The following is an 18,706-nucleotide window of genomic DNA, read 5'->3' as shown; positions in this document are numbered from 1 at the left end:
GCAGGTAAATTATTAATCATCTAATATTTCAACCTTTGAATCTAAATCATTAACCTTATAAAGGTATTAACACAAGCATATCTATCATAAAGTATTTACGCAGTGCCAATACCACATAAAAGCCTGAGACAATATGGTGTCCCAGGCTTTATTTAAAAATTATTTTAAAGCTTCTTTAGCTTTTGCTACTAATTCACCAAAAGCTTTGTCATCTGAAATCGCGATTTCAGAAAGCATTTTACGGTTTACGTCGATATCAGCTTTTTTCAAACCATTCATTAATCTTGAATAACTCATATCATGTTGACGTGCTGCAGCATTAATACGTGTAATCCATAATTTACGGAAGTCACGTTTTCTTTGACGACGGTCACGGAAAGCATATTGACCTGATTTCATAACTTGTTGTTTTGCAACTTTATACAATGTGCGTTTTGCACCAAAGTAACCTTTAGCTAATTTAATCGTCTTTTTACGACGCGCTCTTGTTACTGTTCCACCTTTTACTCGTGGCATAATAAATTCCTCCTTAAAATGTGTACATTCTTAAATTTTTCGCTGTTTCTCAGGCTATCTCATCAATTATTTTTTATAAGATAATAATTGTTTTACACGTTTCATGTCTGATTTGTGCACTAATGAAGCTTTACGTAATTTACGTTTTTGTTTAGTTGTTTTATTTGCAAACATATGTGAAGTGAAAGCTCTTGAACGTTTTAATTGACCTGAAGCAGTTCTTTTAACACGTTTAGCAGCTCCACGGTGGGTTTTCATTTTAGGCATGATTCATTTCCTCCTGTATTATCTAATATTATTTTTCGTTTATTGGGTTAAGCATAATGAACATTTGACGACCGTCCATTTTAGGTCTTTGCCCAATAGTTGCGATATCTTTACATTCTTCAGCGAATTTTTCTAAAACTCGTTGACCAATTTCTTTATGCGTAATCGCACGTCCTCTGAAACGAATAGAAACTTTACATTTATCGCCTTTTTCTAAGAACTTACGTCCATTTTTCAATTTAGTTTGGAAATCATGTTCCTCAATTGTTGGACTTAAGCGAATTTCTTTAAGGTTGATTGTTTTTTGTTTCTTTTTCATTTCTTTTTCTTTTTTCTGTTGTTCGAATTTGTATTTACCGTAATCCATAATCCTTGCAACAGGTGGTTTAGCGTTTGGAGCCATTAAGACTACATCTAAACCTACTCTTTCAGCCATTTCTAGGGCTTCGGATTTTGATTTAACACCAATTTGTTCTCCGTCTTGCCCTATCAAACGTAATTCTTTTGCGCGAATCTTTTCGTTAACTTGAGTCTGATCTTTTGCTATGGTTGACACCTCCAAGATTTTTACGAAATTATCCCAAGCAAAAAGAGCGAGTATATAATATACCCGCTCTTCTCTACACATGATATTTTCATGTATATATAGACCTGCCAACTGCATTTAGCGTCGCTACAGGTGAGAAGCGGGAGCTTCTACTTGGTTCGTTTCGTATTCAACATTACCTATCTTAGCAACTATCTTCAAATAAGTCAACAGTTTATTTTAATTATGTTTAATTTCGTCCATATCTATGTCTTGTCGTAAGTTCACTTTCTCTAATGGTACCATTTTCGTTTTATAACGTAATTTATGATAAATAAAGAATGCTAGAAATACTGGAATACCCATATATGTGATAATAAATCGGTTCAGGTTAAAGTCACCTGTTTTGATAAAATCTACGTCTTGTCCAATAATGACTAACACACATAGGACACCAGCAAAGATTGGGCCAAATGGGAATAGTTTAGCTTTGTATTTTAATTTAGATTTATCATAATTTTGCTTGTCAAATGCTTTTCTGAATCTATAATGACTGACTGCGATACCTACCCAAGCGATAAAACCAGTCATACCACTTGCAGCAACAATATATTCGTAAGCATCACCACTCAAATGTTGCAATACAAAGATGCCCACGACAATCACAGCTGTCGTAATTAACGATACATACGGTACGCCGTTTCTATTTGTTTTACCAAAAACTGGATATGCTAATTTGTCTTTACTCATGGAGTATAGCATTCTAGTCGATGCATACATTCCAGAATTACCAGCAGATAATACCGATGTTAAGATAACGGCATTCATAAATGATGCTGCAAATGCTAATCCAGCATTTTTAAATACAAGTGTAAATGGTGAGGTAGCAATATCATCGCCACCACCCATTAAAGAAGGACTATCATACGGTATTAACATACCAATTACAAAAATTGCTAATATATAGAAAATCAATATTCTCCAAAATACTTGTTTAATTGCTTTAGGTACTGCTCGTTCTGGATTTTCAGATTCACCAGCTGTAATACCGATTAATTCAGTACCTTGGAATGAGAAGCCTGCAACTAAGAATACACCAAGAATTGTCAGTAGACTACCACCTAAGCCGTCACCAAGAATTGGGCCACCGCCTTTAGAAAATGTGTCAAAACCTACGAATTCTCCACCCATAATTCCAAGTATAGTAAGTAGACCGATGGCAATAAAAATGATAACTGTAACAACTTTAATTAATGCAAACCAGTATTCACTTTCACCATAAACTCTAACAGACAAAGCGTTTAGTCCAAATATAATAATTAGGAACAAACAGCTCCAACTCCAAGCTGGTATACCTGAAAGAGGTGTCCAATATTGAATCACTTGTGCAGCAATCGTAACATCTGCAGCAACTGTAATAACCCAGTTGAACCAATAATTCCATCCCAATGCAAATCCAAGTGATGGATCAACAAAACGCGTAGCATAAGTACTAAATGAACCAGAAACAGGTAAATAAGTAGCCATTTCTCCTAAAGATGTCATAAGGAAAAATACCATTGCTCCAATAATTGCATATGCAAGTAATGCACCCAAGGCACCTGCATCATGAATTGCACCACCAGAAGTCATAAATAAACCAGTACCAATACAACCACCAATAGCTATCATGGATATATGACGATCTTTTAGCCCTCTTTTAACTCCATTATTTTGATTTACTTCTTTTGCCATAGATGCTCCCTTTCCTTTAAACTTAGAGGCCAACTTACTATGCGATTATAATTATACTTTTATAGTTATTAATAACCTTTACATCGGAATATACATGTTATTTAACCAATTTGCTATAAATTTCCCGTTTTAGTATGAATAATAATCTTAAACCTAAATAAAATGGTTACATACCTATTAGATATGCAACCATTTTAGTCATAGCATTTATATAGGTAGCACATCACATATGTGACAGTCCAGTCTCTTTCGAAAACTGACCCAACCAATAGTGAAAAATGGTCACTTTTGATTTCGGCATTTTTACCTTTCACAAATCCTACATACGCTCCAAATAGCTTACAGATTGTTACTGATTAAAAACGCAACCTCTAACTCAATTTTTTTATTTTTTTATTTCACTAAGATTCAATATACATGATTTCAACATTACTTTCAAGGTTATCTTTGTTTTTTAAGTCTGATTTCATCTACCAAATCCCAAATAAATGATTCTTTTTCAACCGTTTCTTGATCTTGCGAACCATATTTTCTAACATTCACTTCATTATTTTCCATCTCTTTATCCCCAACGACAAGTTGATAAGGGATTTTTTGCATTTGTGCTTCTCTGATTTTGTAACCCATTTTTTCATTTCGATCATCTATTTCGACTCTTATACCTTGTGATTTAAGTTCGTCTTGTAAATGTCGAGCATAATCATAATGCAAGTCAACGTTTACTGGAATAATTTCAACTTGTTTTGGTGCTAACCACGTAGGGAAAGCTCCTTTAGTTTCTTCTGTTAAAAATGCAACAAAGCGCTCCATTGTCGAAACAACACCACGATGGATGACTACAGGTCTATGTTGCTCACCGTCTTTTCCTATATATGACAATTCAAATTTTTCAGGTAGTAAGAAGTCTAATTGAGCCGTAGATAACGTTTCTTCTTTACCCATAGCTGTTTGTACTTGAACATCTAACTTAGGACCGTAAAAGGCTGCTTCCCCAATAGCTTCTTCGTATGCTAAACCTAGTTCATCAACCGCTTCTTTCAACATACTTTCTGCTTTATTCCACATTTCATCATCATCAAAGTACTTTTCTTTATCCTCAGGATCTCTGTAACTCAAGCGGAATTTATAATTTTCAAATCCAAAGTCTTCATAAACATCGACAATTAAATTAACAACGCGTTTGAATTCTTCTTTTATTTGATCTGGTCTTACAAAAATATGTGCATCATTTAAAGTCATTCCTCTAACACGTTGTAATCCAGAAACAGCACCACTTGCTTCATAACGATGCATTGTACCTAATTCAGCAATGCGAATTGGTAATTCACGATATGAATGTGGTTTATTCGCATAAATCATCATATGGTGAGGGCAATTCATAGGTCTTAACACCATTTCTTCATTTTCATCTAATTTCATAGTTGGGAACATGTCTTCTTGATAATGATCCCAGTGTCCTGATGTTTTATATAAATCTACATTTGCCATCACTGGTGTATACACGTGATCATAACCCATGCTTACTTCTTTATCTACAATATATCGTTCAATTTCGCGACGAATAGTTGCACCGTTTGGTAACCACAATGGTAAACCTGCACCTACTAATTGATTGTTTGAGAATAGTTCTAATTCTTTACCAATTTTACGGTGATCGCGTTCTTTGCGTTCTTCTAACATTTGAAGATGTGCCTTTAAATCTTTTTTATCGAAGAAAGCAGTACCATATATACGTTGAAGCATTTTATTATCACTATCTCCACGCCAATATGCGCCTGCAGTTGATAAAAGTTTAAACTCTTTAATTTTTGAAGTTGATGGTACATGAACACCACGACATAAATCAGTGAATTCACCCTGCGAATACAAAGTAACATTTTCATCTTCTGGAATAGCATCTATTAATTCTAGTTTATACGGATCATCAGCAAAATATGTTTTCGCTTCATCTCTCGATACTACTTTTCGTTCTATAGGATAGTTTTCATTGACGATTTGCTTCATTGTTTTTTCTATTTTTTCAAAATCATCAGATGACACGCTTTCAGACATATCAAAATCATAATAAAATCCACCATCAATGACTGGACCCACACCAAATTTCACATCTCCATATAAACGCTTTAAAGCTTGTGCCATTAAATGTGCAGTAGAGTGACGCAAAACTTCCAAAGCTTCATCACTACCAGGTGTTACAATTTCAATTTCACCATCTGTTTCGATTGGTCTTGTTAAATCAATCATTTGTCCATTTAACTTTCCTGCTACAGCTTTTTTTCTTAAACCAGGACTGATTGAGTGTGCAATCTCTTCTGTAGTAGTTCCTTTTTCAAATGCTTTCGCATTACCATCTGGAAAAGTAATATTTATTTGATCCATTTAAATTCCTCCTATTTATACTTGCCTTAAATCATCACGAAATGGTCATATTACAAACGTAAAACAAAAAGACCCCATCCCTAAAAGGGACGAGGTCTTCGCGGTACCACCCTAATTAAAGTAATTTTTATAATGATAAAAATACTTTACTCTACATAAGTTAACGGTCTTGAGCCGGATGTTGATTAGAACATCTATCATGAAGTAGTAACAGATAATGATACTTACCAAATTCTCATCACACATTGGTTCTCTGTGAAGTATGAAATTATCTATCATGTCTTCATTTTATTTCGCTTGATTTAGATTTAATTATATTATACAACATTTTTTTAATAATTCAATCGTTACGATAATTTTTGCCTTCCAAAAAATATGGTGTTGCTAACGATTTAATTCTTTCCATTATTCTAGCTGCTTTTGTTTTTTCAGTACCATTGCGCGTAACAGAAAGATGATATTCTAATTCTTCAAAGCTTAGGTTAGAGCTAAAAAACGTTGGTAATTCGTGAACCATTCTATAATGAAGTAATGGGCCAATTACTTCATCTCTTGCCCAAGGTGTAATCTCTTCAGCACCAATATCATCTAACATTAACACATGTGATTCACGTACTTTCGCTAACCTTGATTCGAAACTGCCATCTTTAAATCCACCTTTTAAAGTGCGAATAAATTCTGGTAGATATACAATCGTAGAAGGTACTTTTTCAACTTTTAATTCATTGGCAATCGCACCTAATATAAATGATTTTCCAGTTCCAAAAGGACCATGTATATATAAACCTTTGACTTGGGGCGCTTTTTCTACTATTTTTTCACAAATATCGGTTGCTGCCATTGCAACATCTATACGATCTCTTTTGTCCATATAAATATCGCTTAATTTCGCATTTAATGTATCTCGTTGCATATGATGTGAAGCAATTAAATGGGCATCAAATTTTTCTTCGTCATGTTTGATTTTACATGGACAAGGTAGGTAACGAATTTTTATGTGCTGATTTTCTACATATAATTCAGGCACATGACCCTTAACAAAGTTCGGACAATCTTTAAAGGCATGGCCATCATAATGTTTTTCTTGATCTTTGTATTCTTGTAAAATATTCAAATCTTCATCAATCATTGCATTAGTTACTTCTGATTGATGTGTCTCTAAAAACATTTTGACATCTGGATCATTGATAACATCTTTTTTTATCTTTTCAATTCGCTGACTTAAATCCTTAGAGTCACCCATAATATGATTGAAAGACTTCATATATTATTCCTCCTCTCGCTTACTATTCAATCGTTTTAACAACGCTTCACGGTCTCTTTTTAACGCTTCATCTTCATCTGGATTATTAAGTTCTTCAAAACTTTGACTTTTCGTTTCTTTACTATCTCGTTCTTCTAGCCATTTAGGTGTCATTTCCCTAGAAACGAGTTGTTTAGGTTTATAACTACCATTTTTAGTTTGATTTGACTGTTTGGATGTAGGTTGGTTCACCTTTTTAGCATAATGATACGCTTCTTCTGCAGTTTTGATACCCTTTTTTTTCCAATTTGATGCAATCTCAAAGATATAAGTTTTAGGAAGTTTCATGTCTTCTTTTAACATTACAAATTGTAAAAGTATATTAATTACACCAAATGGTAGTTGTTCTCTTTCAACTAATTCTTCGACCATATACTTTTGCTGCGTCGTCGGTTCAGATTCTGACCACGAAGCAAGCATATCGATGGGGCTAGTTTCGTCTAATTGTTTTAACCAATGATTTGAATCATCTTCTGTTATATTATTTTTTTCCGTGCTGACACCATCTATATAATTTGATTTTTTAGCCTTTAATTTTGGAAGCTGTTGCTCATGTTCTATGAGGTAATAGGTTCTAGCATGTTTACGCATTTCTTCAAAAGAGAGCTCTTGTGCACTAGTGATTGATTTTAAAATAATGCGTTTCATTGCTTCTGGTGTTAAACCATATAAAGTCGCAATCTGTGTGATCAATGCTTTAGCTTCACTATCAATTATTTTAGTGCTAATAAAATGATTTTGTAATAAATCATAAAGTACTTCAAAATCAAAATTTACATTAGATAAATCTGCACCACCATAAGTTTCTTCACTTTCAATCATCTGTGTATCTTCAGTCAGTGCTTTGTTAGGCACTTTAAACACATCAATGAATGTGCGCGTCACATCTTTGTACTGACTTAAGTCAATGGTCATTTGATCCTCGAAATGTGATTTCAGTTGCAAGTAGCGTTGCTTACTTACTTGACTATATAAATATACAGATAACATAGGATCATTAAAAAATTGCTCTGCTGATGGTGGTTGTACAAGCTTGTATACAAAAGAAGAGTGTTGTTTAGAATGATACGCAAAAGATTTTAATAATCCAATGCCTTCTAACAAATCCATTTCCTTTCTGAATTCAAGTAAGTTTATTTTTAATTCATTCATAATAATATAATGTGTCAACACAACATCTTGTTCAAATTCTACGAACTGATTCAAATAATGATACAAACCAATAGCATTTGAGCCAATCATTGGCGTAAATAATCTATTAAGTATTTCTAAATGTTTATGATTTAAATAAAAATGACGCAACACGTGGAAATCATCTTGTGGTCTTAAACCATAATCATAGGACTGTAATCCCATTTAAGAATCACTCCGTTTGTTTTCTGCTAAAATTCCTTGCATTGATTGTAATAGTTGATCAACATCTTTAAATTCTTTATAAACAGATGCAAATCGCACATAAGAAACTTGATCCACATGCATCAATAAATTCATGACGTGTTCCCCTATTTCTCTTGAAGAAATTTCGGCACGTCCTTCATCTCTTAATTTCCATTCTACATTATTAGTAATATCTTCTAATTGTTGATAACGCACAGGTCTTTTTTCACATGAGCGCACCAAACCATTGAGTATTTTTTCAGGTAAAAATTGTTCACGTGTGCCATCTTTTTTGACAACGATTAACGGTCTTTTTTCAATATGTTCAAACGTAGTAAACCTTGTGCCACATTGTTCACATTCTCTTCTACGTCTGATCGCATTAACTTCATCAGCATGTCGTGAATCTACAACGCGAGAGTGCGTTGAACTACATTTCGGGCATTTCATCGAATTACCACCCTCTCAATTTGATTACCATTCATTATACTATAAATCGTTATGCCACAAAAGAATCGTATTACACAATAACGCTATTTATTTATAATAAATACATTTAATCCTTCATATTTAAAATAAAACCTCTCTTTAAAGTGAAAATGCACATTCACTTTAAAGAGAGGTAAAGATATAAGTTAACAATAAATTAATTTTCTTGGATACGCAATTACAAAGCAGTAACCACATTAAATATTTACAGTAATTAGGCTATTAATTAACAACAGTTGATACATTATTTTTTAATAATTGACCAATTTCTTCGGCAACATCAACAACTCTATTTGAATAACCCCATTCATTATCATACCAAGCTATAACTTTCACTTTATTTTCACCCATAATCATTGTACTTTGTGTATCAATAATGGCTGAATGTGGATTTGTGTTAAAGTCCATAGATACAAGCGGTGCATCTTCAGTCGCAATCACATCTTCTAATGTGTTATTTCTGAAAGCTTCATTAACTTGTTCTACTGTGACGTTAGTATCTAAATCAACCACTAAATCAACTAATGATACATTTTTAGTCGGCACTCTTAAAGCCATGCCATGTAGTTTGCCTTCTAGTTCAGGTAAAACTTCTTTAAGTGCTTTAGCCGCTCCAGTCGAAGTAGGAATAATACTTTCATTACATGAACGCGCACGTCTTAAGTCTTTATGTGGATTATCAATATTATTTTGATCATTAGTAATAGCATGCACTGTTGTCATTAAACCATTTTGAATACCGAATTGGTCATTAAGTACTTTTGCCACAGGCCCAATGCAATTCGTTGTACAAGAAGCATTACTAAAGATATCATATTTTTCAATGTCTAATTGATCATTATTCACACCTTTAACAATCATTTGTACATCTCCACCTTTAGATGGTCCTGTTAACAACACTTTTTTAGCACCAGCCGAAATATGAGCGACTGCTTTATCACCGTGATTAAATTTACCAGTAGCTTCAATTACAATATCTACATCAAGTTCGCCCCATGGTAAATTTTCTGGATTTCTGTCAGCAACAAGTTTTATTTCACGGTCATCAACTTTTATACCATTCTCAATAGGTTCTACCTTTAAATCGAAATTACCATGTGTTGTATCATAATTGATTAGGTGAGCAATTGTTTCTGGTGGATAGCTAGCATTAATCGCGACTACATTCATATTTTCATTTTTTAGCGCTATTCTTAATACCATTCTTCCTATTCTACCCATTCCATTAATTGCAATATTTGTCGTCATTCGAAGCACCCCTCGTTTTAGTGTTATACTTTATGGAATTAGTATAACATAAATCGATAAATGCGAAAGCGTTTTCTTAAAGAAAAATTTAAAAAACTTAAAATAATTAAAATTGTAGTTTTCTAAACGATTAATTTTAGAAAAATCTTTATCCTTATTATTATTGATATACAAAAAAATCCCTCCAAAGTTTTCATTTATTAAATGTCCACTTTGAAGGAATCAAATAAGTATGATTTTAAAAACATTGTTATTTAAATTTCTTGCGAATGACCTGTTTCACTTTCGATATAACCTTCATCAGTTAATAATTGTTCTAAGTTTTGTTTTAAATCTAATTTAGAATCTCGATTATCGATAACATGGTCTGCCATTCTGCGTTTTTTATCTATGGATATTTGACTATAAACACGTGCCTTTGCATCCTCCATAGAAATATCATTACGTTGCATTAATCTATCAATTTGGATACTTTCAGAAGTATAGACAAGCCATACTTCATCGACTGTATCTTGTAGTTCATTTTCATAAAGTAATGGGATATCCATTATTACATTATATCCATCTTTTAGAAATGCTTCTTTTTCTTGTTCCATAATGGTTCTAACAATTGGATGTACGATTTCATTTAATTCTAATCTTTTTTCTGGATAGTTGAAAATAATATCTCCTACATATTCTCGGTTCATATTACCATCTTCATCGATTGCTTCTTCTCCGAATGTTGAACGCACCTGCTCTAGTCCTTCAGAACCTTTTTCAACAGCTTTACGTGATGCAATATCTGCATCAACAATTTTAAAACCATGTGCTGTTAACAATTCTGAAACAGTTGATTTTCCTGATGCGATACCACCAGTTAATCCAATAACTTTAGGCATAATTTCACTCTTCCTTCATTTTTGACATACAGGACAGAAATGACTATTACGTGTTGCAATGATTTGTGTCTCAATATCATTTCCGCACACTTTACATGTCTTTTGTTTATATACATTTAAATGTTGTTGCATCGTACCTGTACTTCCATCTGCATGGAGATAATCTGAAATACTGGTACCTCCATATTTAATACCCGCTTCTAACACTTCTTGAACATAATAAAATAACATTTCTTTTTCTTGATAATTTAAATCTTTAGATATACGTGCTGGATGGATACCTGCTCTAAATAATGCTTCACAGGCATAGATGTTACCACAACCTGAAACTACTCTATGGTCTAATATCATTTGTTTGATTGGTTTATTTTGATATAATTTTTTATCAAACCATGACATATAATGTGGTAATGCTTCTTTCTCAAAAGGTTCCGGTGCGATTTTTAAAAATGATGGATATCCTTCAAATGAAGCAACATTTCTAATCTCACCAAATCTCCGAATATCTGAGTAAACTAAGAGTTTGTCATTATCTAATTTAAAAATAACATGCCAATGTTTACGATAATTGGGAGCACTGATATCTTCTAAATGATCTACGACAAAAAACCCACCTGCCATACCTAAATGGCTAATAATTATTCTTTGTGTCGAACTATTTTCAATATAAAAAACAATATATTTGCTACGTCTTTCAATATTATGAATCGTGTAGCCTTTAGTATAATGTTTAAATGTATCTAAAGATAACCCTTTAATAATCGTTTCTTTATTATTATTTTTTCCTTCTATCACTTTATCAGAGAACATAATATCCTCAATTTTTTGCCCTTTTACAAAAGGCCTTATCCCTCTTGTAACATGTTCAACTTCAGGTAGTTCAGGCACCATATTCCCCTCTTTCTATTTCGCGTCATACCATGTTTGTCCATAACTAGATTCTACTTTCAATGGAACATCTAATTTCAATGCATTATCCATTATCTTTTCAATAAATTTTTCAAAGTCTTCTACTTCTTCTTCTGGCAATTCAAAAATTAACTCATCGTGTACTTGTAGTAATAGTTGAGCATGAAAATCTGTATGTTTAACCTCGTTAGCAAAATGAACCATCGCAAGTTTGATGATATCTGCTGCGCTTCCTTGTATAGGTGTATTCATTGCTGTTCTTTCAGCAAAACTTCTTAAATTAAAATTTCTACTTGTAATATCTGGAATATAGCGTCTTCTATGAAGCAGTGTCTCTACATAACCTTGCGCTTTACAATCTTTAACTATGTCTTCCATATATTGTTTAACACCAGGGAAACTGTCCAGATAATCATCTATAAATTTTTTGGCTTGTTTTCTAGTTATTCCCAAGCTTTGGCTTAATCCATAGTCACTTATACCATAAACAATACCAAAATTCACAGCTTTTGCTTGTCTCCGCATTAAACTATCAACATTTTCAGGTTCTACGTCAAAAACTTTCACTGCTGTGGCTGTATGAATATCTTCATCATTGATGAACGCCTGTTTCAAACTTTCATCTTGTGTAATATGTGCCAGTACTCTTAATTCAATTTGTGAATAATCGGCTGAAAAGATAACATTATTTTTATCGCTTGACTTAAATGCTTTTCTAATTTTTCGACCTTCTTCTAAACGGACTGGTATATTTTGAAGGTTTGGATCGATTGATGATAGACGTCCAGTTTGAGCCAATGTTTGATTAAATCGAGTATGAATACGATTATCTTCAGCAATCACTTTTTGTAAGCCTTCAACATACGTTGATTGTAATTTAGCTAATTGCCTATATTCTAAAATATATTCTATGATTGGATGTTCTCCTTGTAACTGTTCTAATACATCAACCGCTGTAGAGTATCCTGTCTTTGTCTTTTTAATGACAGGTAACTTTAATGTTTCAAATAATACAACACCTAATTGTTTTGGTGAGTTAATATTAAACTTTTCACCTGCAGCATCATAGATATTGTCAATTAAGACATCTAATTTACTTTGAATTTCTACTTCCATTTGTTGTAGTTCACTAAGTTCAGTATAAATGCCTGTTTCTTCCATTTTACTTAAAATACGAGCCAACGGTAATTCTAAATGATGTAATAAATCAGTTTGATTATAGTCATCCAATTGTTGTTGAATTTTTGGTTTAACTTGGTTAATGGCGTTGATAATAGTTCCCACATAAGGATTTAATACGTCATCTGATGGAATTTGTTTTTTCTTGCCTTTTCCATATATTGCTACACTTGATTGAACATAATGCTGACCATAGTTTGCTACCACAGAATTCACATCATCTATTGTGCGTGAAGGATCAATAATGTAACTAGCTAGCATCACATCAAACACAATATGCTTAATATTAATACCAAGTCGATGTGCTACGATATAAGACTTTTTGGCATCGTAGACGATTTTTTCAGTCTTCTCATTTTCAAGCCAAGCAACCAGTGACTGATTTTGTGAAAGTTGTTCGGCATTGACTACGACATAATGTTGACCATCGAAGAAGCCAAATTTCAAAATATTGTCTTTTAAGTAATTGGCACCATCTAACTCGAAATGGATGATTGCTGTTTTTAATGAGTTGAAATCAATTTTTGTAAAATCATCTTCTAGTTCAATATCCATCTCTTGAACGTCAGAGTCATTAATTGAAGCATCCATCTGGTCTAAGAGTTGGTTAAATTCTAATTTTTTAAATAGTTCAATTTTGTCATCAGTATCTGATTGATCAGGCAATTTAGTATCTTCTAATGATACTTCAATTGGACTATCACAATTGATAGTCGCCAACGTTTTACTCATTAAAGCATCATCTTTACTATTTTCAAGCTTTTCTTTCAATTTTTTACCCGAAACTTCATCAATATGTTCGTATACATTTTCTACTGTGGAAAATTGGTTTAATAGTTTAATAGCTGTTTTTTCTCCAACGCCTGCCACACCAGGAATATTATCAGAACTATCCCCCATTAGACCTTTCATATCAATAATTTGTTTCGGCGATAAACCATTATATTTTTCAGCTATAAATTCTGGAGTATAATGGTCGACATCTGTAACACCCTTTTTAGTGTAATAGATTGTAACATCGTCAGTAGCTAATTGTGTTAAGTCACGATCACCAGTAATGATTATTGTTTGGAAGTTTTCATGATTAGCTTGTTTGCTTAAAGTACCTATAATGTCATCTGCTTCATAGTTTTCTAATTCGTAACGTTTGATACGGTATGCATCCAATAATTGTCTAACGTATGGAAATTGCTCACTAAGTTCTGGAGGAGTGGATTGTCGTCCACCTTTATATTCACTATATTGCGCATGTCTAAATGTTGTTTTCCCAGCATCAAAAGCAACTAAAAAATGTGTGGGTTGTTCTTCTTTTATAATTTTTTCCAACAACATTGCAAAACCATAAACGGCGTTCGTATGAATACCAGCTTTATTTTGTAATAATGGTAACGCATAAAAAGCTCTAAAGCTCAAACTGTTTCCATCAATTAAAATTAATTTATTCAATATTTTAACCTCCAACACATATTTACCTTCCATTTTATCATAAATTATAGGTCAATCCGTATTCATTCGATGAGGTTGAGATAAAATAATTATTTCAATTAATCTCCATGTTATTGTCAGTCACTGTTAATCCACATATTATAGTTTAATGATTAAGCATCACTATGCACATGTTTATCGTCTCTATCACAGGAAGCTTTCCAACCTATTCAATCACAAGCACTTTTCTCTTTGTATAGGACAAAACAATGATTTCTAATAAATTTGAGTTTTTCTTACTCTATTTTTACTAACACAAAATAAAACGACCGATTAACCTTGGCCTATGATGGTTATGGTTAAATCGATCGTAGTTATTATTTTAATCAAAAAATGTGACTCTAAAAGTTGAACCCTTTTCTGGTTCACTAAACACATTAATTCTACCTTGATGGGCTTCCATAATATGCTTTGTAATAGATAAGCCTAAACCTGTGCCTCCTGAATCTCTACTGCGGGCTTTATCTACACGATAAAAGCGTTCAAAGATATGTTTTTGATCTTGCTTACTAATACCAATACCAAAATCTTGAACTTCAAGCACACGCTTATTACCTTCTTTGAAAACACGCACAATGACTTGACTAGAAACTTTAGAATAACTTATTGCGTTCGAAAGTAAATTAAGTGCTACTTGCGAAACTTTATCTTTATTTGCCTCAATAATAATATCTGGTTCAATCTCATTAACTATTGTTATATTTTTACTTTCTGCGATATTTTGCATATGCTTCATTGTTGACTCAGCAATTTCAGATAAACTTGTTGGTTCTGTTTCTAATTGTGTTTGTTGCTCAACATGAGACAAATCTAATAAGTCATATACTAATGTTTCAATACGATTCGATTCTTTAGAAATGATATTTAAGAAGTCATTTAATGTTTGTTCATCATTTTTAGCACCATCTAAAAGTGTTTCGGCGAAGCCTTTTATAGAAGTGATAGGTGTTTTCAATTCATGTGATACATTAGCAACGAATTCACGTCTTAAATTTTCTAATTTTTTCAAATTTGTAATATCATGTAGCACGACTACCATACCGTAAAGATTCTTTTTACTTTTAGATAAAATTGGAATACATGCTGTGTCAAAGTATTTTTGGTGGACTTGGTCAATTGTCAACTCTATTTGATCATAAGTTGATTTTTCAACTTTAAATGCTTCGGCGATTAACTTTTGAATCTCTGGATCTATAAAGTCGATATAGCTTTTATGTTCTACAACATTCTCAGGATTAAACACATCATAATATGATTTGTTTGCAATTACAATCTCACCATATTTATCTATCATTAAAATTGAACTAGGAATATTTTCTATCGTTGTTTTCAATCGATTAGATTGTAACTTTTGTTTATGATTTAATCGTTGTAATCTTCTGGCTAGCTCATTAGTGGTGACGAATAATTCTCTCGTTTCTTTAACATTACTTTCTGGAACCCTAACATGATAATAACCTTCGGCTAATAGGTTTGTTGCATATGTAACTTCATTTATCGGTCTAATGTAAGTTCTATTAATGCTTCTCACGACAAAGAAAATAATAACCAATACAAATAATCCAATTAAACCTACATATTTCCATATACCTATTTGTAGTTCTAATATTTGATTATTAACACCACTGATAATCACATCTTTATCTCTAATCGAAGTTTTAAAAGTGTATCTACGGTCATCCCCTATTTTATCGTAAATTATTTTGGAAGGATTCGCTTCATTATTAATATCATTATTAAATGGGGTCCCTGCTTTTGTGGAAAATACTTCATCGTTACCTTCAGTAAGTATCAAAGTAAAATTTTCGTTTTTTGCAATATCTTTGATTTCATCTGTTTTATCATGATTGTATAAACTGACTAAATGTTGTGCTTGGTGTTCTAAGTCACCTTGCTGGCTTGATATGACTGTATTGTAAATGACATGTGTAATTATTGCACCTAATGCAACAAAACTAATGATAACGATGGTACATAATAAAAATAAGAGTCTTTGGTGAAACTTCAACATTAGACTTTAGGTCTTTCCAATTTATAGCCTAAACCTCTAACTGTTTTGATCAATTTAGGCTGCTTAGGGTTCTCTTCCAATTTATCTCTTAAATGACTAATATGTACATCCACAATTCTTGAGTCACCTGCAAATTCGTAATTCCAAACAGAGTTTAGCATATGCTCACGTGTAATTACTCTGCCTTGTCTTTCAATAAGATATAGTAACAGTTCAAATTCCTTAGGTGTGAGTTCTAATAATTCATCACCACGGTAAACCTCAAAATATTCTGGTCTAATTCTGATAGAACCAATTAAAATATCATCTTCATCATTTTCAACTGGTACTGCTTCATTGATCATGGCAGATCGTCTTAAAATGGCTTTAACTCTAGCTACCACTTCTCTCGGTGAAAATGGCTTAGTCATATAATCGTCTGCACCAAGTTCTATACCTAACACACGATCAAATTCATCATCTTTAGCAGTTAACATTAAAATTGGCACTAAATTTTTATCAGATCGGATCGTTTTACAAACTTCGATTCCATCTTTTTTAGGAAGCATAACATCTAATACAACCAATTCTGGATTTACAGCATTCACTTTTTCTAATGCTTCTTCACCATCATAGGCAACATCCACGATATATCCAGCTTGCTCTAAATTATATTTTAACAAGGTTACAATTGATTGCTCATCATCTACTACAAGTACTTTTTGTGACATAGTATACCTCCAAATTTATGATTACAAATTAATTATAACGTAAATTTTAATAAAAATAACATACTTAAAAGTATTTTTACATAAACTTAATAAATAGAAAATAATTAGTTATTTGTAAAGAAAGCACAAAGAATTTGTATCGTCTACATAAACTATTCTTCAATGAATCAATAACTGGTATTGAATATACTTATTATTCCTGATTTTAATAATACCTTAACATTAATTTTATATTCTAACTATTAAATCTTTCGTTTAAATTATATTTTGCTAAGATTTGCTTGCTCGTAAAATATAATTTAATCAAAATAAAAGAGCGAGATAGAAATCATAATAATCATGATTTCATATCCTCGCTCTTAAGCTAAAGTATTTATTTTCCTTAGAAAAATACTTCTTTATTGTTATTTATTGTCATTTTATTTAATATTTTTGATTAATTCATCAGCGAATTCAGATGTAGATACTTCTTTTGCACCATCCATTAAACGTGCGAAGTCATAAGTAACGACTTTTGAAGCAATTGTTTTTTCGATAGACTCAGTAATCTTGTCAGCTGCTTCTTGCCAACCTAGGTGCTCAAGCATTAATGAAGCACTTAAAATTTCAGATGATGGGTTTACTTTATTTAAACCAGCATATTTTGGTGCAGTACCGTGTGTAGCTTCAAATATCGCATGGCCAGTTTCATAGTTAATATTTGCGCCTGGTGCAATACCAATACCGCCAACTTGTGCTGCTAACGCATCTGACACATAGTCACCGTTAAGATTCATCGTAGCTACTACATCGTGATCTGCAGGACGTGTCAATATTTGTTGTAAGAAAATATCTGCAATGGAATCTTTGATGATAATTTTACCGTCTTTTTCAGCTTGTTCTTGAACTTCATTAGCTTTTTCTTTACCATCTTTTTCAACAATTTCATCATATTGTTGCCATGTAAAGACTTTATCACCAAATTCATTATGTGCTAAATCATAGCCCCATTGTTTGAAAGCACCCTCTGTAAATTTCATAATATTACCTTTATGAACTAGAGTTACAGATTTACGATTATTATCTAGAGCATATTGAATCGCTGCACGAACTAAACGCTCTGTACCTTCTTTTGAAACTGGTTTCACACCAATGCCTGATGTTTCTGGGAATCTTATATTTTTAGCACCCATTTCATCTTGTAAGAAATCGATTAATTTTTTAACTTCTGGTGTTCCTTCTTTAAATTCAATACCAGCATAGATATCTTCTGTGTTTTCACGGAAAATAACCATATCAGTATCTTCCGGACGTTTAACTGGTGAAGGTACGCCTTGGAACCAACGTACTGGTCTTAAGCAAGTAAATAGATCAAGTTCTTGACGTAGTGCAACGTTTAATGAACGAATACCTCCGCCGATTGGTGTAGTAAGTGGTCCTTTAATTGCAATTAAATATTCATTGATTGTATCTAAAGTTTCTTGTGGTAACCATTCGCCTGTTTCATCATAAGCTTTTTGACCTGCAAGTACTTCTTTCCATTCAATTTTCTTTTCACCGTTATAAGCCTGTTCTACGGCTGCGTCAATGACTCTACTAGCAGCTGACCAAATATCTGGTCCAATACCGTCACCGATAATATAAGGAATGATAGGATTATTTGGTACAGTTAACCCTTCTGCTGTTTTTACTACTTTTTCTCCTGCCATGTAA

The 18,706-nt window shown here is 32.6% G+C and carries 15 protein-coding genes, 1 riboswitch and 1 other annotated feature; all 15 genes read right to left on the bottom strand.

Features of this window, described 5'->3' with window-relative positions; all coding sequences use genetic code 11:
• Positions 1-159: 159 nt before the first annotated feature.
• Positions 160-516 (bottom strand): 50S ribosomal protein L20, encoded by a 357-nt coding sequence (rplT, locus tag KA833_RS08255; RefSeq protein ID WP_019468478.1) that lies wholly within the window; start codon positions 514-516, stop codon positions 160-162.
• A 66-nt stretch (positions 517-582) separates the two neighbouring features.
• The gene (gene rpmI, locus KA833_RS08250; protein ID WP_019468477.1) at positions 583-783 is read right to left on the bottom strand and encodes a 50S ribosomal protein L35; all 201 of its coding nucleotides are present in this window, start codon (positions 781-783) and stop codon (positions 583-585) included.
• Positions 784-811: 28 nt separating this feature from the next.
• Positions 812-1,339 carry a translation initiation factor IF-3 gene (infC, locus tag KA833_RS08245; protein ID WP_037539866.1) on the bottom strand — a complete coding sequence of 176 codons (528 nt, stop codon included), beginning with the start codon at positions 1,337-1,339 and terminating at the stop codon, positions 812-814.
• A 23-nt stretch (positions 1,340-1,362) separates the two neighbouring features.
• Positions 1,363-1,491 (bottom strand) — a sequence feature (ribosomal protein L20 leader region).
• 58 nt (positions 1,492-1,549) lie between these two features.
• Positions 1,550-3,043, bottom strand: coding sequence for an amino acid permease (locus KA833_RS08240; RefSeq protein WP_046207664.1), 1,494 nt, complete (start codon positions 3,041-3,043; stop codon positions 1,550-1,552).
• A gap of 208 nt (positions 3,044-3,251) precedes the next feature.
• Positions 3,252-3,425, bottom strand: a riboswitch (Lysine riboswitch).
• A 59-nt stretch (positions 3,426-3,484) separates the two neighbouring features.
• A complete protein-coding gene (gene thrS / locus KA833_RS08235; RefSeq protein WP_210128447.1) occupies positions 3,485-5,422 on the bottom strand; it encodes a threonine--tRNA ligase in 1,938 nt (645 codons plus the stop codon).
• Positions 5,423-5,762: 340 nt separating this feature from the next.
• Complete coding sequence (gene dnaI, locus KA833_RS08230) at positions 5,763-6,686, bottom strand: primosomal protein DnaI (RefSeq protein ID WP_046207666.1); 924 nt, start codon at positions 6,684-6,686, stop codon at positions 5,763-5,765.
• Between the two features lie 3 nt (positions 6,687-6,689).
• Complete coding sequence (locus KA833_RS08225) at positions 6,690-8,081, bottom strand: replicative helicase loading/DNA remodeling protein DnaB (protein ID WP_145381219.1); 1,392 nt, start codon at positions 8,079-8,081, stop codon at positions 6,690-6,692.
• Positions 8,082-8,552 carry a transcriptional regulator NrdR gene (gene nrdR, locus KA833_RS08220; protein WP_046207668.1) on the bottom strand — a complete coding sequence of 157 codons (471 nt, stop codon included), beginning with the start codon at positions 8,550-8,552 and terminating at the stop codon, positions 8,082-8,084.
• Between the two features lie 261 nt (positions 8,553-8,813).
• Positions 8,814-9,839, bottom strand: a complete 1,026-nt coding sequence (gene gap, locus KA833_RS08215; RefSeq protein WP_046206880.1) for a type I glyceraldehyde-3-phosphate dehydrogenase — start codon at positions 9,837-9,839, stop codon at positions 8,814-8,816.
• Between the two features lie 254 nt (positions 9,840-10,093).
• Positions 10,094-10,720, bottom strand: coding sequence for a dephospho-CoA kinase (gene coaE, locus KA833_RS08210; protein WP_046206879.1), 627 nt, complete (start codon positions 10,718-10,720; stop codon positions 10,094-10,096).
• 15 nt (positions 10,721-10,735) lie between these two features.
• Complete coding sequence (mutM, locus tag KA833_RS08205) at positions 10,736-11,608, bottom strand: bifunctional DNA-formamidopyrimidine glycosylase/DNA-(apurinic or apyrimidinic site) lyase (protein ID WP_210128500.1); 873 nt, start codon at positions 11,606-11,608, stop codon at positions 10,736-10,738.
• A gap of 15 nt (positions 11,609-11,623) precedes the next feature.
• Positions 11,624-14,254 carry a DNA polymerase I gene (gene polA / locus KA833_RS08200; protein ID WP_210139546.1) on the bottom strand — a complete coding sequence of 877 codons (2,631 nt, stop codon included), beginning with the start codon at positions 14,252-14,254 and terminating at the stop codon, positions 11,624-11,626.
• 361 nt (positions 14,255-14,615) lie between these two features.
• On the bottom strand, positions 14,616-16,304 hold the full coding sequence (pnpS, locus tag KA833_RS08195; protein ID WP_210128446.1) for a two-component system histidine kinase PnpS: 1,689 nt from the start codon (positions 16,302-16,304) through the stop codon (positions 14,616-14,618).
• On the bottom strand, positions 16,304-17,014 hold the full coding sequence (locus tag KA833_RS08190; protein ID WP_210128445.1) for a response regulator transcription factor: 711 nt from the start codon (positions 17,012-17,014) through the stop codon (positions 16,304-16,306). The genes pnpS and KA833_RS08190 overlap by 1 nt, the downstream gene beginning before the upstream one ends.
• A gap of 419 nt (positions 17,015-17,433) precedes the next feature.
• Positions 17,434-18,702, bottom strand: a complete 1,269-nt coding sequence (gene icd, locus KA833_RS08185) for an NADP-dependent isocitrate dehydrogenase (RefSeq protein WP_046206875.1) — start codon at positions 18,700-18,702, stop codon at positions 17,434-17,436.
• Between the last annotated feature and the right edge of the window lie 4 nt (positions 18,703-18,706).

This window comes from Staphylococcus sp. GDY8P67P, assembly GCF_017892545.1.
In the GTDB taxonomy this organism is placed as follows: domain Bacteria; phylum Bacillota; class Bacilli; order Staphylococcales; family Staphylococcaceae; genus Staphylococcus; species Staphylococcus ureilyticus.
The sequence above is the reverse complement of the archived record's forward strand: the minus strand, read 5'-3'. Positions and strand labels throughout refer to the sequence as shown.